The sequence below is a fragment of the Streptomyces sp. NPDC026522 genome (assembly GCF_055567555.1).
This window is the reverse complement of record NZ_JBVHQF010000001.1, coordinates 323,203-343,569: the sequence shown is the minus strand read 5'-3', so window position 1 is coordinate 343,569 and position 20,367 is coordinate 323,203. Positions and strand designations below refer to the sequence as shown.

Annotated in this window: 19 protein-coding genes, 1 tRNA gene and 1 pseudogene; 8 read left to right on the top strand and 13 right to left on the bottom strand. The window is 69.9% G+C overall.

The features are described 5' to 3' along the window. Positions 1–40: 40 nt before the first annotated feature. The 4 genes from ACZ4M3_RS01515 to rpmB form a co-directional block, all read right to left on the bottom strand. Positions 41–1,108 (bottom strand): NAD(P)/FAD-dependent oxidoreductase, encoded by a 1,068-nt coding sequence (locus ACZ4M3_RS01515; RefSeq protein WP_467729120.1) that lies wholly within the window; start codon positions 1,106–1,108, stop codon positions 41–43. 2 nt (positions 1,109–1,110) lie between these two features. Then, positions 1,111–2,070: a cucumopine synthase-related protein gene (locus tag ACZ4M3_RS01510; RefSeq protein ID WP_467729118.1), complete on the bottom strand. Its 960-nt coding sequence runs from the start codon at positions 2,068–2,070 to the stop codon at positions 1,111–1,113. A gap of 1,029 nt (positions 2,071–3,099) precedes the next feature. Beyond that, a complete protein-coding gene (rpsN, locus tag ACZ4M3_RS01505; protein ID WP_467729116.1) occupies positions 3,100–3,405 on the bottom strand; it encodes a 30S ribosomal protein S14 in 306 nt (101 codons plus the stop codon). Beyond that, positions 3,405–3,641, bottom strand: a complete 237-nt coding sequence (gene rpmB / locus ACZ4M3_RS01500; RefSeq protein ID WP_467729114.1) for a 50S ribosomal protein L28 — start codon at positions 3,639–3,641, stop codon at positions 3,405–3,407. The genes rpsN and rpmB overlap by 1 nt, the downstream gene beginning before the upstream one ends. 210 nt (positions 3,642–3,851) lie before the next feature. Between rpmB and ACZ4M3_RS01495 the strand changes: the two genes are divergently transcribed. Beyond that, entirely contained in the window at positions 3,852–4,475 is a 624-nt protein-coding gene (locus tag ACZ4M3_RS01495) for a TetR/AcrR family transcriptional regulator (RefSeq protein ID WP_467729112.1), read from the top strand. A 379-nt stretch (positions 4,476–4,854) separates the two neighbouring features. On the opposite strand, the gene ACZ4M3_RS01490 is transcribed toward ACZ4M3_RS01495, so the two are convergent. The 3 genes from ACZ4M3_RS01490 to ACZ4M3_RS01480 all read right to left on the bottom strand — a co-directional run bounded on the left by ACZ4M3_RS01490 (position 4,855) and on the right by ACZ4M3_RS01480 (position 6,829). Next, positions 4,855–5,706 (bottom strand): alpha/beta fold hydrolase, encoded by an 852-nt coding sequence (locus tag ACZ4M3_RS01490; RefSeq protein WP_467729110.1) that lies wholly within the window; start codon positions 5,704–5,706, stop codon positions 4,855–4,857. After that, positions 5,703–5,840 carry a hypothetical protein gene (locus tag ACZ4M3_RS01485; RefSeq protein WP_467729108.1) on the bottom strand — a complete coding sequence of 46 codons (138 nt, stop codon included), beginning with the start codon at positions 5,838–5,840 and terminating at the stop codon, positions 5,703–5,705. The genes ACZ4M3_RS01490 and ACZ4M3_RS01485 overlap by 4 nt, the downstream gene beginning before the upstream one ends. A gap of 476 nt (positions 5,841–6,316) precedes the next feature. Next, positions 6,317–6,829, bottom strand: a complete 513-nt coding sequence (locus ACZ4M3_RS01480) for a hypothetical protein (RefSeq protein WP_467729107.1) — start codon at positions 6,827–6,829, stop codon at positions 6,317–6,319. Positions 6,830–6,924: 95 nt separating this feature from the next. Between ACZ4M3_RS01480 and ACZ4M3_RS01475 the strand changes: the two genes are divergently transcribed. After that, a complete protein-coding gene (locus ACZ4M3_RS01475; RefSeq protein WP_467729105.1) occupies positions 6,925–7,077 on the top strand; it encodes a hypothetical protein in 153 nt (50 codons plus the stop codon). A gap of 322 nt (positions 7,078–7,399) precedes the next feature. Here ACZ4M3_RS01475 and ACZ4M3_RS01470 read toward each other — a convergent pair whose 3' ends face one another. The 4 genes from ACZ4M3_RS01470 to ACZ4M3_RS01455 are packed head-to-tail and all read right to left on the bottom strand — an operon-like array spanning position 7,400 to position 11,151. Continuing rightward, positions 7,400–7,951, bottom strand: coding sequence for a GTP-binding protein (locus ACZ4M3_RS01470; protein ID WP_467729103.1), 552 nt, complete (start codon positions 7,949–7,951; stop codon positions 7,400–7,402). A gap of 34 nt (positions 7,952–7,985) precedes the next feature. Then, positions 7,986–8,423, bottom strand: coding sequence for a DUF742 domain-containing protein (locus ACZ4M3_RS01465; protein WP_467729101.1), 438 nt, complete (start codon positions 8,421–8,423; stop codon positions 7,986–7,988). Further along, on the bottom strand, positions 8,423–8,857 hold the full coding sequence (locus tag ACZ4M3_RS01460) for a roadblock/LC7 domain-containing protein (protein WP_266572841.1): 435 nt from the start codon (positions 8,855–8,857) through the stop codon (positions 8,423–8,425). The genes ACZ4M3_RS01465 and ACZ4M3_RS01460 overlap by 1 nt, the downstream gene beginning before the upstream one ends. Continuing rightward, positions 8,854–11,151: a sensor histidine kinase gene (locus ACZ4M3_RS01455; protein ID WP_467729098.1), complete on the bottom strand. Its 2,298-nt coding sequence runs from the start codon at positions 11,149–11,151 to the stop codon at positions 8,854–8,856. Before ACZ4M3_RS01455 ends, ACZ4M3_RS01460 begins: the two co-directional genes overlap by 4 nt. Before the next feature lie 413 nt (positions 11,152–11,564). Here ACZ4M3_RS01455 and ACZ4M3_RS01450 point away from each other — a divergent pair, with 413 nt between their 5' ends. Beyond that, positions 11,565–11,657 carry a hypothetical protein gene (locus ACZ4M3_RS01450; RefSeq protein ID WP_467730094.1) on the top strand — a complete coding sequence of 31 codons (93 nt, stop codon included), beginning with the start codon at positions 11,565–11,567 and terminating at the stop codon, positions 11,655–11,657. 170 nt (positions 11,658–11,827) lie between these two features. Continuing rightward, positions 11,828–12,244 (top strand): annotated as a pseudogene (locus ACZ4M3_RS01445) (site-specific integrase); the annotation flags it as partial. A 163-nt stretch (positions 12,245–12,407) separates the two neighbouring features. Here ACZ4M3_RS01445 and ACZ4M3_RS01440 read toward each other — a convergent pair. Next, positions 12,408–13,694, bottom strand: a complete 1,287-nt coding sequence (locus ACZ4M3_RS01440; protein WP_467729096.1) for a PspA/IM30 family protein — start codon at positions 13,692–13,694, stop codon at positions 12,408–12,410. A 676-nt stretch (positions 13,695–14,370) separates the two neighbouring features. Here ACZ4M3_RS01440 and ACZ4M3_RS01435 point away from each other — a divergent pair. Together ACZ4M3_RS01435 and ACZ4M3_RS01430 are read left to right on the top strand one after the other, a co-directional pair. Further along, positions 14,371–14,673, top strand: coding sequence for a trypco2 family protein (locus ACZ4M3_RS01435; protein WP_467729094.1), 303 nt, complete (start codon positions 14,371–14,373; stop codon positions 14,671–14,673). A gap of 39 nt (positions 14,674–14,712) precedes the next feature. After that, on the top strand, positions 14,713–18,339 hold the full coding sequence (locus ACZ4M3_RS01430) for a hypothetical protein (RefSeq protein ID WP_467729092.1): 3,627 nt from the start codon (positions 14,713–14,715) through the stop codon (positions 18,337–18,339). Between the two features lie 155 nt (positions 18,340–18,494). Here the strand turns inward: ACZ4M3_RS01430 and ACZ4M3_RS01425 are convergent. Then, positions 18,495–18,568, bottom strand: a tRNA-Pro gene (locus tag ACZ4M3_RS01425). Positions 18,569–18,726: 158 nt separating this feature from the next. On the opposite strand from ACZ4M3_RS01425, the gene ACZ4M3_RS01420 reads away from it, so the two are divergent. Both ACZ4M3_RS01420 and ACZ4M3_RS01415 read left to right on the top strand, forming a co-directional pair. Then, complete coding sequence (locus ACZ4M3_RS01420) at positions 18,727–19,428, top strand: transketolase (RefSeq protein WP_467729090.1); 702 nt, start codon at positions 18,727–18,729, stop codon at positions 19,426–19,428. A 27-nt stretch (positions 19,429–19,455) separates the two neighbouring features. Further along, positions 19,456–20,367 carry a transketolase family protein gene (locus ACZ4M3_RS01415; RefSeq protein WP_467729088.1) on the top strand — a complete coding sequence of 304 codons (912 nt, stop codon included), beginning with the start codon at positions 19,456–19,458 and terminating at the stop codon, positions 20,365–20,367.

Genomic DNA, 20,367 nt, shown 5'->3' with positions numbered 1-20,367 from the left:
ACATCCCAGGACAATCACTGCATTCCTTCCTGTTGTGGGGTTACTTGGCGATCAGCAGGTCGCGGAGCTTCTCACCGGCCGCGGGTGCCTGACACAGGCCCGCCCCGGTGAAACCGGCCGCGTACAGGAAGCGGCGGGTGGGGTGTTCGCCGATGAAGGCGGTGTTGTCGGGGCTGGCGTCGAAGTCGCCGGACCACGCGCGGTGCAGGCCGATGCCGTCCAAGGCGGGGAACAGGGTGCCGAGGTGGCCGGATATGCGGTCGAGCCAGGCTTCCCGCGCTTCACCGGCCTTGGGCATGCCCATGGCGAGGAGGATGCGGTCCTTCCACGAGCGGATCCGCAGGCCGGACGCGGCGTGCATCGTCATGGGCAGCTCGCGGTGCGGGGCGGGCGGCACGTCGGTGAACAGCATCTCGATCGCGTGGGGCGTCATCGGCAGCTCGACCGATGCCATGGACGCCACCTCGCCCGACCAGGGCCCGGCCGTGCACACGATGCTGTCCGCCTTGACGCTGCCCCGCGGGGTGTGGACGGTGTTGTCGTCGTCGATGCGAGTGACGGGTGTGTGGGTGAACAGGCGGGCGCCGTGGTTGCGGGCGCCGGCGGCGTAGCCGCGGACGATGTCGAGGCCGTCCACGTGGTACGCCTCCGGCGACCAGGCGGCGGCCAGGACGGCACGTTCGTCGATCAGCGGGTTGAGTCCGGCCGCTTCACCGGCACTGATCAGGTCGACTTGGACGCCGACGGCCTGGTGGGCTTGCCGGGTGGCTTCGAATTCGGCGATCTGCTGTTCGTCCGTCAACAGCACCATGAACCCGAGCCGCTTCAGGGCGAGCGGGGCTGCCGTGTGGCGGGCGAAGTCGTGGTAGGCGTTCAGGCTTCGCACGGCCAGCTGCCCGGTGTGGGGGTCGCCGGGGAAATACGTGCGGACCATGCCCGCGGTGTGCGCGGATGCCCCGCCGCCGAGGGTTCCGCGTTCCAGCAGTACGGTGTCCACGCCGGCTTCGGCGAGGTGGTAGGCGGTGGAGGTGCCGATCACTCCCCCGCCGATGACGACGGCGTCGGCGCGGGCGGGCAGGGTGCTCAAGGTCTTCTCGGCTCCGCTCACCACTACGCGGCCGCCTCGGCGCCCTGCTGGCGCAGGTGGTCACCGGTCTCCCACGGGTACAGCTGGAGGTTCCAGCCGCCGAGGCAGTTGATGTAGAGGGCCAGCTGGCTGGTGACGGCGTAGAAGTCGGCACGGTCGAGCTGGTCGAGGACGTCGAGGAAGCGCTGGGTGAACGCCCACAGCTTCTCCAGGCCGCAGTAGCCCAGGAACTCGGCGGGGATACCGACGAGGAGGCGGGTCATGTGGACGAGGGAGTCCATCGGCATGTCCTGCACCGCGGCCCGGACGAGCCCGCCGTACGCGGCGTAACCCAGCGGACGCGTTTCGCCGTTGACGAACAGCAGGGTGGGCAGGACGGTGCCGAAGTTGCCCGCCCGGGAGGGGATGACACCCCGGTGGAGGCCGTCGAGCTCGGCCGGGGGCGCGAGCCAGATCTTCTCGGTCTCGGCGAGGACGTCGGCGATCAGCTGAGCGGCGACCGTGTTGGTGGCCCGGAGCATCGGGATGCGGTGGCCGCCCGGCTCGCCCGCGCGGCGGACCTCGGCGAGGATCTGCTTCTTCGTGGAGTAGACGGCGTCCCAGATCGCGGCCCCCGCTTCCAGCAGGGCGGGCATGTCTTCTTCACGGATCTGACCGACGGGCGTGGCCGGCATCGGCTCGGTCAAGGTGCCGTACTTGATGCCCAGGTGCTGCAAGCCGGAGCAGAACACGGTGCCGTTGGGGGCCTCGCGCCGGTCGGCGATCCGGGTGGCGTGCGGGGTGTGCAGCAGGTTGGGTATCGGCGCCACGTGGTAGAGGTGTTCGCCCGCGATGAGGGCGTGCCCCTGGAGGCTCTGGTACGGCAGGGACTGCCACAGCGCGTCGGCGAGTGCCGGGTTGCGATCGTCAAGGTCTGCGGTGACGGTGATGCCCAAGTCGGGCCAAGAGATCTGGATCTGACGGACAGACAGCTTTGCGGACACGATTCTCCCCGTTCGTTGGTGCAACTTCCCGAGGAGTACATCGCCAACAGGCGGGTTTGAGGCAGGTGTTGAATACATGAAGCTTGATCATCGCGACACGTGTGTTTCTACGAGAATCTGCCAGTCCGGATAAGAACCCGCAGCTCATACGGCCTGGCCGACACCGAAGTATCCGTCCGCGCCCTCCACAACTTCGCCGGCCACGGGTCGCTTTCCGGCCCCGGTAGCGCGCCGGAGGCCGTACCGGATCACCGGCCTGACCGCGGGCCGGGACCTCACCCTGCCGGTGGGTCTGCTCGCCGTCCTGCTGCCCCTGCTCCGTGGGCGTGGGCCACGCGGCGAACTCGCCGCCGCCGCGCGAAGGCGGCGTCCGCGCCGCTCTCGCGGTCGGCGCGACGGTCACGGCCACGCCACCGCCGAGGGGCCTGGCCATGGGCCTGGTACTGACCGCCGGCGGCGGATCGGCGGGGAGCAACCGCTCGGCCGACTTGGGGCGATCGGCGCCGCCGTGATCGGGGTACCGGGGCCGGTGCTGGCGGTGACGGCGGTCTTCGGCGCCGTTCTCATCGTCGGCTACGGCATCGGCCCGGCCCCGCCCACCGCCTAGCCGTCCCAGCCGTTCGGCGAGGTAGCGGGCGGGCATCACGCCGGGGAGATCCGCGCCGAACACGGCGAGCGGCTGGTCGCGCGACTCGTAGCCGTGGCAGAACGGGCGCTGGAGATCACGTACTGCCGAGGAGGGGATACCGGTACGGCCGCCCAGCCGTCCCGGCCCAGCGACAGTCCGGCGTCACTGAACAGTGCCGCCTCCAGGGCGGAGCGGATTCGTGCCTCGTCCGGACCCACTCCGCTTCCCGCAGTTCCAGGTGCGCCCCGGCCGAACGCCAGGCGACCACGGCGTCGGGGCGGCTGGACAGCCCCAGGTGACCGCGACCGCGCGCCGCTCCCGCACGAAACGCGCGGGGCGGGACGAGGGCCCACACCCCGCCGGAGGTGTGGGCGCGTCGACTCCCGCCGCGGGCGCGGGTACTACCAGGACGACTTGGTGACTCCGGGGAGGAACCCCGCGTGGGCCTGCTCGCGCATCCGGACGCGGGAGAGCCCGAACTTGCCGAGGTACCCGCGGGGCCGGCCGTCGACGCTGTCGCGGTTGCGCACCCGGGTCGCGCTGGCGTTGCGGGGCTGCTTGCGCAGCTCAGCGACGGCGGCTTCCCGTTCGGCCGCCGTCGAGGAGGGCCGGCGGATGATCTCCTTCAGCTCGGCGCGCCGTGCGGCGTACCGGGCGACGATCGCCTTGCGCTTCTCGTTCTGCGCGATCTTGCTCTGCTTGGCCATCAGACCTTCACCCCCCGGGCGCGGATCCGCGCCACCGCGGCCTCGACGCCGATCACGTCGACGGTCTTGATCGCCTTCGCGCTCAGCCGCAGGCGGACGTGGCGGCCCTCACTGGGCAGCCAGTACCTCTTGCTCTGGATGTTGGGATCGAAACGGCGGGACGTGCGCCGGTGCGAGTGGGAGATGTTGTTGCCGAATCCCGGCTGGGCGCCGGTCAGCTGACAGTGGGCGGACAAGGGAAAGCCTGCCTCTCAATCGGGGAAACCTTATTGGCAATGGGAACCATTATCAACATAGTAGCCGGTCGACCCGGACTCCTTCCGGTACGCCGGCCCCGCCGAGGTTCCAGCCCTCGGCCGGGATCGAGGTCAGGGCCCCAGCCGCTTGCCCCGTCCGGTTCAGACGACCACTTGACAATGAAGTCAAGCAGTCGCTTGAGTTCTAGCGTGAGGCCAGAGAAGACGGACCTTCGCCGCGAGGCCGGTCAGCGAACACGAGACGATCTGCTGTCGGCCGCGCTCGAACTGCTCGCACAACGGGGACAGGAAGGGGTGACCCTCCGCGAGATCACCCAGAACGCCGGAGCCAACGTCGCTGCGGTGAGTTACCACTTCGGATCGCTGAAGGCGCTGTGCGATGTGGCGATCGAGCACGCGCTGGAGCGGTACCTGGACGCACAGATCGGGGAGCTCGACACCCTGGCGGAGAACGCGACGCTGAGCGAGCTGGCCGAAGCTTTCGCCCGGCCGATGATGAGCGCGCTCGCGGCCGGGGGGCGGGACCTGGCCGTGATACGGACCGTGGCGCGGGTGGGGATCCATCCGCCCGAAGGGTGGGCGAGGCTGGCCGGGAAGTTCGAGCAGGCCCGACGGCAGGCTGTCCGGGTACTGACCGCGAACCTCCCCGATACCGACGAGCGGGAGCTCGTCTTCCGTGTCCGATGCGCGGCCGGAATGCTGAACTGGCTCGCACTGGCACCCATCGGAGCCGAGCTGGCCGCCCAGCCCGCCGACCAGGTGGAGCGGATGCTCGTCCCCGTGGTGACCGGAGCGCTTCGGGGCGCCCGGTAAGCCTCCGAACTGGGCGAATGTGCCGTCTCAGCCCCGCGTCACGATGAATTCAAATCTCCGGACGACCCGCTCACAGCTCGGACAGCTCCGTCCACGGGTCGAGGAACGCCCGCAGAGGCGCGTTCGGCCGGGTACCTGGGCGCCGGTGACCACGAGGTTCTGGCCGGTGTTCGCGAGGAACGCGGCGCCGGCGACGTAGAGCGTGCCGTGCCGGACAGCAGCCGACATCGGCCCCTGGAGCCTGTCGCCCGAGTCCAGGACGACGCGGTACGAGCCCTCCGGGTTGATCAGCGCCACCTTGTTGTCGGGGCGAACGCGGCCACACCCGCCTGGAAGCCCCGCTTGCCGGGCAGGCGGATTCCCCGTGTCTGTCGGGCTTTCACGCGTCCGCCACGTTGGCGTGCTCTGCGTTGAGCCACCTGGCGACGGTCGCGCCGTAGGCGGCGGCAGCCTGCTCCCAGGGGAAGTGACCGGAGTCGAAGGAGACGAGACGGCTGTTCGGGAGCCGGTCGCGCAGGTAGACGCCGTTGGACGGCGGTACCAGATCGTCGTGCTCGCCGTTCATCACCAGCACCGGTGTCGTGATCGACGGCAACAGGTCCCCCAGGAGTGGGAGTTCCGCGGGATACGCGCGGACGTAACGCGCCGACTCGACGAAGCGTCCGCCCTCGTAGGCGGATACGTAGTCCTCCCACACCTCGGGCTCCTCGCCCTTGGGCGCCACCGCTTCCACTGCCGCGCCGACCGACGCGCGGGCGTCGAAGTCCTGGAGGAAGCCGAGGTCCGGCGCCGCGATCATGTCGGCGAGCACGCCGGACACCTCGAGCGGGTACGCTGCCCCGCCGCTTCCGACAATGGCCGATGCCACCGACTCCGGGTGTCGGGCGGCCAGGAACAGCGCCGCGCCGGTGCCGACGTCCGGGCCCAGCACGTGCGGGGTGCCCAGGCCCCATTCGCCGATCAGGGAGTACAGGAACTCGCCCATCGCCGAGGGGGCGAAGAGCTCGGTACGCCCCTCCGAGTGGCCGAATCCGGGCAGGTCGACGGCCACCAGCCGACCCAGTGGCGCCAGGCGCGGCCAGATGCGGCGGAACGCGAGGAGGCTCTCCGGCCACGGGCTCGTCATGAGGAGCGTCGGTCCCGGCTGCTCGCCGGTATCCACGTGGCGGATGGCCAGGCCGTCGACGGTTCGCGTCCGCAGGGCCCCCTCGGTGAGCGGTGAGCTGGTCATGATCTCTCCATTCGGTCGAACGCGGGCAGGTGTCCGCCGTCGTCGACGGCGATGTTCATCGGGACGACGATCGCCACCGCGCGGGCGCGGGCCCTCTCGACCCTGGTCCGGGCCGTATCCAGGTTGACACTCATGGCGTTCGCCCCTGTCGTCAGCGGTGCGAGTTCGTGGCGTCTCTGGCGGCAGCGTCGAGCTGTTCGGCGTTCCTGGAGGCTGCGAACGTGGTCCAGGCCGCCGCGTTGCCGGCCCCTCGGGCGAGCCCGAGACTGTGGGCGCCGTGCGCGAAGACATGGACCGTGTGCGGGACGTCGTGCGCGGCTCAGGTGCCCTCCTGCGGAGAACCCGATCGGACCGATGCGCTCGGCGCCCTGTCGGCGGCGCCGGATCTCGGCTCGCAGCGCCAGCAAGGGCTCGGGACGGCGCGCATGGCGCGGGTAGTGGAACACGCTCGCCGAGATGCCGAGCCCACCGAGCCGGCCGGCGACCGGCTCCGCTTCGTGTGCCGAGTGCGCCGCGTACCCGCCGCCGGGGAGACCGATCATATGGATTGCCGGAGCCCCGGCCGCGCCGACGTCTGCGCGGCGTGACCGCGTCGGTTCGGGTTGGCTCCTCACCACCGACCTCCGTATTCGTCCGTGAACGGCGTCGCCGGCCTGCTCCCGTGAGACCGTACCCAGGTCATCGGCCAGCCGGACGCCCCGACACCACGCGAAGATGTCGGCGCGCAGATCTGGTGCATGGCGGCCCGTCGGGAGTGCCCGGTGCCGACGGGCGGCCATGCGGCGCGGTGTCGGCCGCAGAAGCCCCAGCGGGAGGCTCGCGCCGCGGGTTCGAGGGCGGTGACGGCGCCGGGTTCGCCGCGCTCGCGGAGGAATTCACCCGGCATGGTCCAGCGGGCGCCGGCCTGCGGGGAGCGGGCGGCCTGCCGCACGATGTCGTCGACCAGCACGGTGGCCATGTCGAGGCGCGGGTAGCGGCCGTGGAGCGCGTACTCGGTTCCGAAGCCGATGTCGACTCCGACGCCCCGGCGGGTGAGGTAGGCCAGCACGCCACGGCGTTCGGCGATGCCGTTCGAGGCGTGCAGGGCGATCGCCTCCCACACCGGGTCGGGCACTGCCACCACGCCGACCCGGACATGGCCGACCTGTTCGAGTTCCTCATCGGCACCGGACTCGGCAAAGGGCGGGGGCCACCGGCGGTACGGCGCCCCTGGGGAGCGTGTCCGATCACCAGGAGGTCGCACAGTGGCCGACCGTACGCTCCGGCTCCGTCGACACCGTGGCGTTCAGTCCGGACGGCCGGACGATCGCCACCGGCAGCGGGGACGACGACGGCGCGGTCCAGCTCTGGGACGTCGACGCCTTCCGCTGAGCGCCCGAGGCTGCCGCCGACGGCCCGGGTGACCGTGGGAACGATCAAGTCACCCTGTGGGGCGGCAGGCGACGCGGCCCATGCCTCGGCATGGGAGAGCTGGGCCCGAATCCTTCGGCGGCGCCGCCGGCCAGATCTTCCAGATCGGATTCAGTCAGCTGGCGAGCGCCATGCTGTACGTGGACCAGCGGATGCGCCGCGAGGGCCTCGCCGAGGCACTCCTCGCCGAACTCGCCACCACCCCGACCGCCGACACCCCGGGCGCCGCCGGACCTCCGGCCGCCTGCGACGGGGATTCCTCAGGAACGGACCGCACCCCTCGCTACGCCGCGTCCGCCGAACTGATCAGCAGATCGAGGAGGGCGAGGAGCGCGTCGCGGACGTCGGTGCGGGCGCGTGCGTCGAGCAGGAGGACGGGCGTGTCCGGGTCGCGCAGGTGCAGTGCGGCGGCGATCTCCTGAGCGCTGTACGACTGTTCGCCGTGGAAGCAGTTCGCGCCCACCACGAACGGCAGCCCCCGGCTCTCGAAGAAGTCGATCGCCGGGAAGCTGCGGTCCAGGCGCCGCGTGTCGACCAGGACGAGCGCGCCGAGGGCGCCGGCCAGCAGGTCGTCCCACATGAACCAGAAACGCTCCTGGCCCGGAGTGCCGAAGAGGTAGAGGACGACCCCCGCGTCGGTGAGGGTGAGCCGCCCGAAGTCCATCGCCACGGTGGTGACCGCTTTGGACTCGATGCTGTCGAGGTCGTCGACGCCCACGCCGGCTGCGGTCAACCGCTCCTCCGTACGCAGCGGCTCGATCTCGGAAATCGTCTCGACCAGGGTCGTCTTGCCGACGCCGAAGCCTCCCGCGACGAGGATCTTGACAGGCGACACCTGTCCGGCAGGAGCGACAGACGGGTCATATCCATCATATCCGGGCAAGGTTGTCCCTGATTCTCATGAGCATGTGCACGTTGGTGGTCTCCGCCCCCTGCAAGGGCGGCTGGTGGTGGATCAGCCCGCGGTCCGCGAGTTCGCCCAGCAGCAGCGTCATCGGCGTGAGCCGGATCCGCATCCGCGCCGCGATCTCGGCGACCGCCAGGGCGCCCGGCGGGGCGCACATGGCGAGGACGGTCTGCCATTCGGTGGGCAGGCCTCCTTGGGCGTCGGGGCCGACGGCCGCCGTGATCGTGGTGTCCATGGTGAGGACCGTCTGCGGGGCTGCGGTCCGGCCGTCCGTCAGCGCGTACAGCCGGGTACGGCGGCGGCTGCCGCGGTGCGGCTCCCCGGGCTCGGACGCCTCGGGTTCGGACGCCTCGGGTTCGGACGCCTCGGGCTCCGGCATCTCGGGCTCGGCCTCGGGCATTACGGCTTCGGCGCCTGGGAACGATCGGGTGTGCCCAGCCATTCGCCGAGCGCCTGGGCGGTGCGTACGGCCTCGCCGCCCAGCTCGCCGAGGCGGGCCTTGCGGGAGGTCACCACGAGGAGCGTGCTGCCCTCCCCGCACCCGACGACGCAGAGGTACCGGTCGTCCATCTCGACCAGCTGGCGGATCACGCGGCCGCCGTCGATCTCCCGGGATATCGCCTTCATGGTGGCTGCGATCCCGGAGGCCGCGGCCGCCATGCGTTCCGACTGGTCCCGGTCGAGGAGGTAGGCGGTGAGCGGGATCCCGTCGTTGGAGAGGAGTACGGCTCCCTGGATGCCGGCGATCCGGCTCAGGTGGCTGTCCAGGACGCTGAAGATCGCGTCGTGCGATGCCGAAGTGCTGGACGTCGCGGAGTTGGGGGTCGTCGTCATCGCTGATCCTGTTCCTGTCTGAGCTCGGCTTCCACCTTCTGCGTCCCCTCTTCATAGTCCGCCCAGGCGTCGGCGACCTCTTCGGGGGTGTCCGTGCCGGGGCCCGGCTCCGGCTCGGGCACTCGCGGTGCGCGCAGTTGCCTGGTCATGTGGGTCTGCGGGACACGCTCCGGGAGGGCGGGGCGGGTGCCGCCTTCCCCGGTCACGGGCCGGAGCACGGGCGTACGCCGCGCCGGCGCCGGGGTCTGCTCCGGCCGCTCGGCCACGGCCGGCTGCGGGCCCGGCTCGGCCGCTGCCCGCCGTACGTGGGCGGGGGCCGGGGCGAGGGACGCGGCCGGGGCGGCCGGAGCGGAACCGGCTGCGGCGGGAACGGGGGCCGGGGCGAGGGACGCCGCCGGGGCGGCAGGCCGCACCAGCAGGTCACTCGGCAGCACGACGACGGCCGAGGTCCCCCCGTACACCGAACGCCTCAGCGTGACCTTGGCCTTGAGCTGGTCGGCCAGGTGGCCGACCACGAAGAGGCCCAGCCGGTGCGCGTTCTCGGCGAGTTCGGAGTACGGCGGGGCCGAGTGCAGGCGCCGGTTCATCTCCTCGTAGCCGGCCGCGCCCACTCGCGGCCCGCGGTCCTCGATCTCCACCGACAACCCGTCCGCGACCAGTTCGGCCCGGATGACCACCTTCGACCTGGGCGGGGAGAACCGGGTGGCGTTGTCCAGCAGCTCGGCCAGCAGGTGGCTGATCTGGCTGATCACGCTCGGTTCGACGCTCGCCTCGTCCAGCGCGTGCCGTTCGATCCGCCGGAAGTCCTCGACCTCCGCCGCGGCCTCGCGCAGCAGGTCGGCGACCCGCATCGGCTCGGTGTGCGGGTCGGGGACCTCGCCGCCGGACAGGATGAGCAGGTTCTCGACCTGCCGCCGCATGCCGACGGTCAGCTGGTCGGACCGCATCAGCTCGGCGAGCAGCGCCTCGTCGTGGCCGAAGGTGTCCTGGATGTCCTCGGTGAGGCTCAGCTGGCGGCTGACCAGGTTCCCGGTGCGCGAGGCGATGCCGGAGGCGAACATGCCGAAGCCGTGCCGCTCGGCCGCGAGCTGCCGGTGGCCGTCGATGGACACGGCGACGACCCGGGCGAACGCGTCGTTGATCCGCCCGACCTCGTCCTGGTGCCCGCTCACGGTCGGCAGCATCGCGTCGTCGACGGGCTGGCCGCGGTGCAGCCGGGCCACGACGTCCGGCAGCGTCTGCTCGGCGACGGCCACGGTGCGCTCGTGCAGCCGCCGCAGGCGGCGGAGCACCGAGCGGGTGGTGACCATGACGACGGCCACGACCAGCAGCAGTGCGCCGGCGCTTCCGCCGACCAGCCAGTAGACCTCGGTCTCCAGCTCGGCGGCGTTCGCGTCGGCGTGCGCCAGCAGGTCGCGCGAGCGCTGGTTGCCGAGCTCGACCAGCTGCGCCGCGAACACCTGGTGCGCCGCCGGCCAGTCGCCGACATCGGACGGCAGTTTCATCCCGGAATCAGTGATCTTGTGCTGAGCGACGATCGCGTTCTCGACGCGCAGCTTCGTCTTCCAGGCGTCCGAGGCGGTGATCCGCTCGTACGCCTGCTTCTCCGCGGGCGGCAGGTACGGCACGATCCACGTGTCGTACAGGTGCCGGTGCGCCCCGGCGTCGTCGAGGAACTCACCGAAGGCGGCGGGCGTCAGCTCTCTGGAGGGCCCCGCCAGAGTGAGGATCGTGTCCTGGCGGGCCAGCATCTCGGAAGCGGAGATCATGGCGACGACCGGGCGGCTCTCCTCGACGAGACCGGCGTCATCGGCGTGGCTGAACGCCTCCTGGTAGAGACCGGTGATCCCGTCGATGACCTCGCTGTAGTACGCCATCATCTGCGCGGCGACGCCGGTACGGGCGTCTGCGCGCGAGCGGAAGGCGGTCAGCTGGTCGAGGCGGGCGTTGACGTCCCGCACGTGTTCCGCGGCCTGCGCGGACTCCGGCTGGCCGCCGGAGTCGGCCGCGAGGCGCCGGAATTCGGCCACGGCCTGGTCGGTGGCCGCCCTGCGGTCGCGCAGATCGGCGTCACGGACGGGGGTACCCGCCCAACGTGCGGCGGTCATCTTGCGTTCGGCCTGCAGCTCGGCCATCAACCGGAACAGCGGCTCGCCGATCCGCTTGCTGGCCGCCAAGTCGCCGCGCAGGTGGTCGGCCTGTGCCAGCAGCCGCTCGGCGGTCACCGCCACCTGGGTGCCCATGGCCACGGTGGGGACGACGGCGAGCCAGACGAGCAGCGTACGGAGGCGCACAGTGCGCCGTCTTCGGGCCGTCGACGGCCCTGGGGTGCCTTCGGGTATGGGAGACATCGGTCCTCGGGATGCGGCGGAGCTGGATCGCGCGAGCGAGAGGCACCGATCATATCCAGCCACAAAGAACACATACAGCCGCGCCCGGCGACTGAGTTGTGCCCCGCCCAGGGCGGGTGCACCGCTCGATCGCGCTCTGATGCACGCCGGTGCCCCCGGCCGCAGGGTGAAATCAGAAGACAAGGACACCGTGCCCGCGGCATCCCGCGGCGGCGTCGTCTCGCCATACCCGTCCCTGCGACCGCGACAGCGGTCCCGACCTCCGCCGTCACCCGTGCCGTGCAGCAGCCTTCCTCCGGCGAGATCCTTTCCCCGGTCAACGCGGAACGGGACGGGACAAGGCCGGTTGCGAGCCCCTGAAGGAAGACCCGCGGCTCATGCAGGCCGCCCAGGCCCACGCCGACGACACGGCGGCGAACAACATCAGACAAATGGCCAACGACCGATGAACCTGCACATCTTGCACGTCGGTCCCTCCACGCTCCGTCGCGGGCGCACTGCCCGCCCCCTGCAAGGGCCGCCGTTCGTCCCTGTGTCCGATCGCGTCACCTCTACAGCGCGATTGACGTCGAGCACTGGCTGCGCAGTCGCCGCGTCGATCCCGTACAGGCGGCCTGACATGGTGACTGCGGCACCCAGCGCGGCTGTCGAAGCCGTTCCGATCGGGGTTCGTCTCACCGCTGATGTCGAGTACCGGCCCGATCGCCCTTCGCCCTACCGGGCACGCGTGCGCTGGTGGGACCCCGCGACCAAGTCCCGCAAGTCCGTCTCCGAGGCCAAGGAGGCCGAGGACGAAGCTCAGAAGTGGATCTCGGCCCTGGTCGAGGCCGCCCAGGCCGGCACCGTCTACCGGTGGATCGCCGACGAGTACAGCCGCTCCACCGTCAAGAACACCGTCGCCGTCCTCGTTCGCATCATGGAACAGGCCGTCCGAGACGGGCTCATCAAGGTCAACCCTGCCCGGGTCAGCGGCTGGCAGCGCCAGTACCAGCAGGTCGAGGACGAACTGAACGACCCGCGTGCGCTCGCCCTCCCGACTCGGAGACCCTGCAGGCCCTCCATCCCCTCCACCCTGTGTCACGTGGAGACGCCTCTAACCTCCCGTCCATGGCGGCCGAGGGCGTCAAGACTGGATACCACCGCCCCTCTCGGGTCGTGGTTAACCGGCCGGCGACTTGCACCGCTGCCACTCCGGGCAATCAGTACTTCTTCAGACCCACGTGGTCCACGATGAAGCGGCGCCCCTTGGAATCGAAGGCGAAGTGAATGCGGCCGCAGTCACTGTGGGCAACGCCGTCACGAACCTTCACATGAGGCAGGGTGTCCCGCCGTCCGCCGTCGAAGTCAACCCAGCGAAGCTGCGCGTCGTGCTTGATGGTCAGATCGCTGGTGGCAACCTTCAAACTGTGCTGGGTGGAGAACCACTCGTCGAGATATGGCATGGAGCCGGAGGGTTGCTCGTACAAGTCTGCGGCTGCCTTTGCGAGCAGGATCAATTGTTCCGTCATCTCCTCGGGGAAGCGGTATCGGGACGTCTTCCAACCACGCTCGGCCCCGGGAGTGAAGGCGAAACGCTCTTCGGATGCCGCCTCGAGAGCACGGTAAGTGGCCTCCGAGTCGCCCGCCCGAAGGACCGGGACGGCACCCCAAGGATCCCCCGGTGCGGGGCTTTGAGATGCTCGCTCCTGCTCGTAGAGCTTGCGCCATCGAGTCGCTTCCTCGAGATGCTTTGCGGCCTCAGCCGCCTTGCCTGAGGACTCCTCTGCCCGTGCCGACTCCGCGATCGCCAAGCCTTCCCACGTGGTGACCTCCTCTTCCAACTCGCGGATTCGCTGCTCGAGCGCCTTCCGCTCGGCAACTGCATCGCCCAGTCGGCGGGCTTCCTCCACCTGAGCAGCGGCGCGCCGGGCAGATGCGCGCTGGGCCGCGTGGCGCACCAACTCCCACCCTTTGTCGGAGCCACGGGCCAGGACGGAAAGTTCCGCCAACGTGCTCATCCAATGCGCCACCATCCCATCGGCGGTGATCTCCGCACGGGAGTAACTGGGGTGCGACAGGCTCAAGTCGGGCCACACGAGCAAGGCTCCACCGTCGGGAACATGCAGCGCGGGCAGTGCGCTCAAGAGTGCCTGACTTGTCCCATAGTTGAGCGTGACCACCTGCGCAAGACCCATCAATTGGGATGACGCCCGTCTGGCGATGTGCCAGGCTTCGTCGTCACGGGGCTGCATCAAGAGGGTTGGCAATCGGGTCGTGGAGACCAGGGACTCGGCGAGGACCGAGACCAGCTCGATCTGTCGAATGGGTTGGAACCGGCCGGTCACCCGCTGGTTCAGCGTGCGGAGGTCAAGGGCGTCGTCCCCGCAGGCGATACCCAGCACGTTCGGCCGGAATAGAGGTGGATCCTGAATTGGGGACAGCCAACCACTCGGGATCTCCTGGCCCATCACGACTCGGAACAGCACACGGTCTGCCAGGCTGGCCAACGTTACCTGTGTGACGAACCGCGCCCCGCTGTCGACAGAGTGCGAAAGGTGGACGCGCAGCGCGTGAGCGCCATCACCCTCCTCAACCCTCCGCGAGGCCTGCCTCTGCTCACGGCCGGGCGGCTTCGCCGGCAGGAGCATTGCGCCGGACCGGGTGAGTTCGATCTCGGAGGGGCCGGGTCCACAGGGGTAGGTTGCCCAGCCATGATGCAAGGTGTTTCCGCAGTCGGGGCACGACATCGGTAGCCCCATCAGAGGCCGGTGACACGTCGAGCTCAACCACGCACAGAGGCTGCATGCATTCTCCTGCGCAATCGTGAGACGTCGTGAGCAAGTTGGCGCAACGATAGTGCGATGAGCACCAGAACTCGACAAGTTCACTGTGCCTGCGGCAGCTTCACCTCGGCGCGGGTCGGGTTGTGATTACAGCGTAAACACGGACGGACCTCAGGGGGAGAGTGAACCCCTCACCTCGTACGTCCTCGTCGACGGCGGCGCGCGACGGCGTGTCCGGTGCGGATTCCAAAGCGGCATCCGGTTGCAGACCGCATCGACGCAGACCCCGAACATCTTCGGCTCGACCGCTTACCATGATTGGGTGATCACGTAGGCCGTCTCCGCCACCATCACCGCACGGGCACGATGGCGGCGGCAGCGGTCCGGAAGAGGGGGACTGGTGGAGATCGGCCTGGCGGAGACAATCAAGGCACTGCGTGGTGAGTTGGCGCAGGCAATGGCGGACGCCGAGGGTCAACCGGTCCGGCTTCGAGTGCAGTCGGTGAAGCTAGACGTACAGGTCGCGGTGACAGCATCGGCAGAGGCGCAGGGCGGGGTCAAGTTCTGGGTGCTGTCGGCAGGCGGTAAGGCGACCGGAGGTGTCTCCGCCACGCACACCGTGTCCTTGGAACTCGCGGCCGAGACGGCCAACGGCGGCTCCGTCCTGACAGATTCGGGGCGTGGAGCCGTTCTGGAGGACTGACCTCGTAGATGAGTGGGTCCTCCGAGAGTGGCGTCGGCTGTGGCTGATCTGAACGCCGCGCAGAAGCCCCTGGAGCGTGTGGCCATGGTGGTGCGCCGCGGATCCGACGGCGTCCCTCGATTCACTGCTTCCGGATTCATGCTCGCCTCACGACTGGCCATCTGCGCTGGCCACGGCTTTACCCGACCCGGTGACAGCTATGAGGTGAGACTTCCAGGGCAGTCCATGCAGAGGCTTCAGGTCACCGCGGTGCTGCGGCACCGGATCGACGAGGTGGACCTCGCCCTCCTGGTTCTCGGGGAGGGCGGGCCCGTCATCCCTCCCGCCCGGTGGGGCGTCCTGCCCCGAACCATGGAGTCGGTACCGTTCATCGCGATCGGGTTCCCCGACCATGCGTCGCGTCAGGATGTGCCGAAAACCCGTCAGTTGACCGGGGTAATCCTTCTGGGCTCCTTTCTGGGGAGCCATGAGATGGAGCTGTCCCTCAGCAGCCCTGCGCCGCTGGAGTCAAGCGGATCTCCCTGGCAGGGGGTGTCCGGGGCAGGGGTCATCACGCAAGCCGGTGTTCTCGTCGGCGTGTGCACGAGCCACCACGTTCCATCCGGCGCAGCGAGCCTCACCGCGACCGACCTCTCCCAGGTGTCCCGGGATCCTGAATTCGTGCACCTGCTGGCCGAGCACGGGGTGGAGCCGGTGCCGCCAGGGGACATCGTACCGACGCCGTTCGATCCAGCCGTGCGCGGCCGCGTACGAACTCATGCCGAGGTCATGCGGCGCCTGCTCGGACGACGCAGCTTTCTCGACGAGGAGCACCTGCCCTTCATCCATCCTGGGATAGACCACTCATCGCATCCGGACCACCTGTTCGCCCGGCTGAGCACTGGCCGTTCACGAGGGGCACTACTGGTCGGACCAGCCGGTTCGGGCAAGACGCGAACGTCCTTCGAGGTCGCGCACCGGGCGGACCGCGCGGGCTGGCAAGTCCTGCACGTCCAGCCCGACAGCGCCGTGACGGTCGACGACGTGGCCGCATCCATCTTCTCGTGCGCCTGCCGACGAGTGCTGCTGATACTGGACTACCTCGACGCCTGCTCGCAGGTCGACCTGCGCGTCCTCGCCGAAGTGCTGATCCCGGAGGCCAAGCGACGTGGCGTGACCGTGGCGTGCCTTGCCTCCGTGCGGCCCGGATCCCTGCACACAGTTCAGCTCCGTGGCAGCAGCCGATTGCTCGACGAGATCTATGTACGAGAGGACTGGCCACACCAGTCCGCGATCATCGACCAGGTAGTCCGCCACGCGGCACCTGAAACCGTGCGCCGATGGGGGAACGAGGCACTGTCCCAGATCTGCGGGCGGCGTCCGGTGATCGCGCTGTTGATCGCGCGGGCAATCGAGGAGCAGGGGCTGGCCCAGCACACACCGGGGGTGACGGCGTCGGTCCGGCCCGGCGAGCTCCTGGACTGGCTGCGCGAGGGCATGCGCCGCGACGCGCTCGCCACGAGCCCCGCACTCAGCCCCTCCCCCTTGGGTATCACCAGCCCTGCCATCGAGCAGCTGGCCTTCACCGTGGCGGTCGCGGCGAGCCCGCAGTCCCGGATGGTCGTCGAACAGGCCATCGACACGTTCCTCACGGTGGCTGGTGGGCTGGCCGTTCCGTTCGGAGGGCGGCGCGTCGTCGACACGCTGATCTCTCTTGGGTGGCTCGATGAGGTTGGCGGTCAGCTGGTCGTGGTGCACGACATCGTCACCGACGAACTCCTGCTGCAGTCACTGATGCCTTCTCCCGGATGGAGCATCGACGCAGTCGCTGCCGGTGCGCTCTTTGCCGCGTTCACGCGGCATGCACGGACGTTTTCCGTATTCACCGGCCATCTCCGACGGCTGGCCGTCGACTTGGCAGCGCTTGGCCCCACCCATCGGATCGCTGCCCTGGAACGCTTTTGCGGGGAATGGCTTACGGCCCAGGTGGATTCGCTCGGCCACCTCTTGGCGGGCGCCGGTGACGACGGCGGCCAGGCGCTGCTGACGATGGTGACGAGCCGGCCCTGGCAAGGGTTCGACCGCTCTGTGTGGAACTCGTTGGTTGCTCCCTGGCTCTCCCACGCCGAGGCTGACCACACCGCGCAGCCGTTCCTTACCGCCGCCCTGAGAGGCATGGATCCCGCTCCCGCGTTCCTCGTCGAGGCTTCCGTCGGATGGCTCGTTCGCCGGGGCGGGCAGACCGACACGGAGCACCTTCTACTCGCACTGATCGAGCGCCCCGACCTTTCACCGAGGACCGAGGACCTGGTGGTCGACTGCACCCTCGCCTGGGTGTCTTCCCGGCCCGACTGGCGTCATACGCCCTCGCTGTTGAAACGCCTGCTCGGCATGGACCACTCCAGGGATCGACTGACGAGGGTGGTCGCGGGCGTGCTGGCGTGGCTCACTCCGTACCGGTCCCTCGGAGTCGCGCCCGTGATCCGTGCGTTCCTGCAGCGTGCGGACATCGACACAGTCGCCCGCCGGAAGCTCGTGGACCACGGACTCGTGTGGCTGCGTTCTGATCTGCGCCCGGGCTTGAACATCGGTCCGGAACTGTGTGCTCTGCTCGAAGACGACCGCCTCCCGGACCCGGACCGCGCGACATTGATCCGAAGCGCACTGGACTGGCTGGAGACGGGACAGGTGTACCCGAGCACGGGCCGGGTCGTGCAAAGACTCCTGTCCACGGACGGGTGCCCGCCGGAGCTGCGTCCCAGGATGATCGCCGTCGCCCGTTGGTGGGCGGCTGAGGGACCTGCCGACCACCCGGCAGGCTCCCGCATCCTGGGGACATTGCTGTCCGCCGACGGCGTGGCGGACGCCGCCGCCCTTCTTCTGGAACGGCTGAGGTCGCAACCTGACGCCCAGTCCGGCCCGGTCATACTCCTTCGCCTGCTCATCCACTGCGAGGAACTCACGCAGGATCAGGCTCTGACCGCCGTCACGCTCGCCTTCACGTGGCTCGACAGCCACCCGGAACACGAGGTGTTCGGATCCGTTCTAGGCTCCCTGTTGCGCGTGCCGGACCTGCCGTCCGCACAGCTACAGCGTGCCATCCGTCTCGGATGCGCCGCGCTCCTCGCACATCCAGATGATCACGTGCTCATGGCCGTCATGCTCAGCCAGCTCGATGGGCTGACGCGCGATCAGGCACGGTCCCTCGCGGACGTCAGCCTGCGGTGGCTCGCCTGCCACGGTGGCAAGGTGCAGCGCCCGGTGCTTGCCTCCTTCCTCACACGCCCAGACCTGTCCGTCGAGCAGGCACGCATCGGCATCGACATCGCTCTGGACCGTCTGAGCACCGACCGGTCGATGAAGTCCCGCTCCGTGCTCTCCGGTGTCCTGCGCCACCCGGTCCTCGACGAGGACCGACGCTCCCGCGCCGTCGACAGCGCCCTGAGCTGGCTCGAAGAGCACGGCATGGGGCCGAAGGTACGTCTGGTCATCGAGGATCTGCTCTCTCTCCCGGCGCTCTCGCCGAGCCAGAGAGTCCACGTGACGCGCCTGGCAGCCGACTGGTTGACCCGGCACGAAGACCTGCCGTACGCAGATCGCCTCCGCTCAGCCCTCGACGCGGAAACGCGGCGCGCCGCCTCGCGGGAACAACTCGGAGCCGACTCAGGATCGCCTGCCCGGCACTGACCGGCCCCGAAGCCCCTACGACAAGACCGCCGCTTTCTACAAGGCCGAATCCACCTGGCGGGGCTTGGAGACTGGCCCCCCGCTGGCCCCCAAAAACGATCAAGGGACCGTTTTGGATTGCTCCAAAACGGTCCCTGATCTGCGACTCTTTCGAGTCGGGACGACAGGATTTGAACCTGCGACCCCTTGACCCCCAGTCAAGTGCGCTACCAAGCTGCGCCACGTCCCGAGCCCCGTTGACCTGGGGTTTCTCCCTGGCCGAACTGGCAGGGAAACAATACCGCACTTCGCGGGGTGGTCGCGCGCGGATTCGGCGGGGCGGGGCGTCCTGACGATCGAGGCGGCGGCGCTTGACCTCAAGCGGGCTTGAGGTTGCACGGTGGCCGCATGACGCAAACCACCGCGGACACGGAGCTCCGCTACGAGGACCTGGGCCGGCTCATGGCGCTCATGACGGGCGCCGAGAAGCACGGGCCCGCCGCCACCTCCACGCTCGACGTGCTGTGGGTGCTGTACGACCGCGTGCTGCGGGTCGCACCCGGGACCGCCGGGGACGCCGGACGGGACCGGTTCCTGCTGTCCAAGGGGCACGGCCCGATGGCGTACTACGCCGTGCTAGCCGCCAAGGGGTTCTTCCCCGTCGGGTGGCTGAGCGGCTTCGGCGGGTTCGACTCCCCGCTCGGGCACCACCCCGACCGCACGCTGATCCCCGGGGTCGAGATCGGCAGCGGCTCGCTCGGGCACGGCCTGCCGCTGGCCGTCGGCACCGCGCTGGGCCTACGGGCGCAGGGGCTGGCCGACCCGGCCGTGTGGGTGCTGATCGGGGACGCGGAGCTCGACGAGGGCAGCAACCACGAGGCACTCGCCTACGCGGGTTCGGCCGGGCTGGAGCGGCTGCACACCGTGGTGATCGACAACGCCTCGGCGACCCACGGCTGGCCCGGCGGGATCGCCTCCCGCTTCGAGGCCGCCGGCTGGTCGGCGACCACCGTGGACGGGCGGGACCACGCCGCCCTGCACGCCGCCTTCACGGCGCCGCACCCGGGCCGGCCGCACGCCGTCGTAGCGCGCGTCGAGAAGAAGTTCTGAGACCACACAGCAAGGGGCAGGGAAAAAATGGACACCATGCGGGAGCGGTTCGTCACCGTCACGTCGAAGATGCTCGAAGAGGACCCGCGGCTGGCGCTCGTGCTCGCCGAGATCACCATGGACGGGTTCCGCCCCGCCCGGCAGCGCCACCCCGACCGGGTGATCAACGTGGGCATCCGGGAGCAGTTGCTCGTCGGAGTGGGCGGCGGACTCGCCCTCACCGGCCTGCGGCCGATCGTGCACACCTTCGCCAGCTTCCTGGTGGAGCGGCCGTTCGAGCAGGTCAAGCTCGACTTCGGGCACCAGGACACGGGCGGCGTCCTGGTCAGCGCGAGCGCCAGCTACGACTGGCCGGCCGGCGGCTTCACCCACATGGCGCCCGGCGACGTGGCCCTCCTCGACACCCTCGACGGCTGGACCGTGCACGTCCCGGGCCACCCCGACGAGGCCGAGGCACTGCTGCGCGACGCGTACGCCGCCGGGGACGACAGGGTGTACGTGCGCCTCAGCGAGCAGCGGAACGCCGCGCCCTACCCCGCCACCGGCCCGGGCCTGCACACCGTACGGGAGGGACGCGCGGGCGTGGTGCTGGCGGTCGGCCCGCTGCTGGACAACGTCCTCGCCGCGACCGAGGGCATGGACGTGACGGTGCTGTACGCGACGACCGTGCGGCCCTTCGACTACGCGGCCTTGCGCGCGGCCGCCGGACGGGGCCCGGCGGCCGACGTGGTCCTGGTCGAGCCGTACCTCGCCGGTACCTCCACGGCCGCAGCCAACGACGCGCTCGGCGACCTCCCGCACCGGGTGCTGGGGCTGGGCGTCGGCCGCGCCGAGCTGCGGCGCTACGGCACCGTCACCGAGCACACCGCCGCCCACGGCCTGGATCCCCGCTCGCTGCGGGAGCGGATCGCCGCCTTCCTGCGGCCGGCCGCCGTCTGA

Excerpts from the sequence above, each read along its gene's own strand:
- ACZ4M3_RS01415 (WP_467729088.1), top strand. The coding sequence starts at position 19,456 with ATGGACACCATGCGGGAGCGGTTCGTCACCGTCACGTCGAAGATGCTC.
- ACZ4M3_RS01420 (WP_467729090.1), top strand. The coding sequence starts at position 18,727 with ATGACGCAAACCACCGCGGACACGGAGCTCCGCTACGAGGACCTGGGC.
- ACZ4M3_RS01465 (WP_467729101.1), bottom strand. The coding sequence starts at position 8,423 with ATGCCCGAGGCCGAGCCCGAGATGCCGGAGCCCGAGGCGTCCGAACCC.
- ACZ4M3_RS01485 (WP_467729108.1), bottom strand. The coding sequence starts at position 5,840 with ATGAGTGTCAACCTGGATACGGCCCGGACCAGGGTCGAGAGGGCCCGC.
- rpsN (WP_467729116.1), bottom strand. The coding sequence starts at position 3,405 with ATGGCCAAGCAGAGCAAGATCGCGCAGAACGAGAAGCGCAAGGCGATC.
- ACZ4M3_RS01490 (WP_467729110.1), bottom strand. The coding sequence starts at position 5,706 with ATGACCAGCTCACCGCTCACCGAGGGGGCCCTGCGGACGCGAACCGTC.
- ACZ4M3_RS01460 (WP_266572841.1), bottom strand. The coding sequence starts at position 8,857 with ATGACGACGACCCCCAACTCCGCGACGTCCAGCACTTCGGCATCGCAC.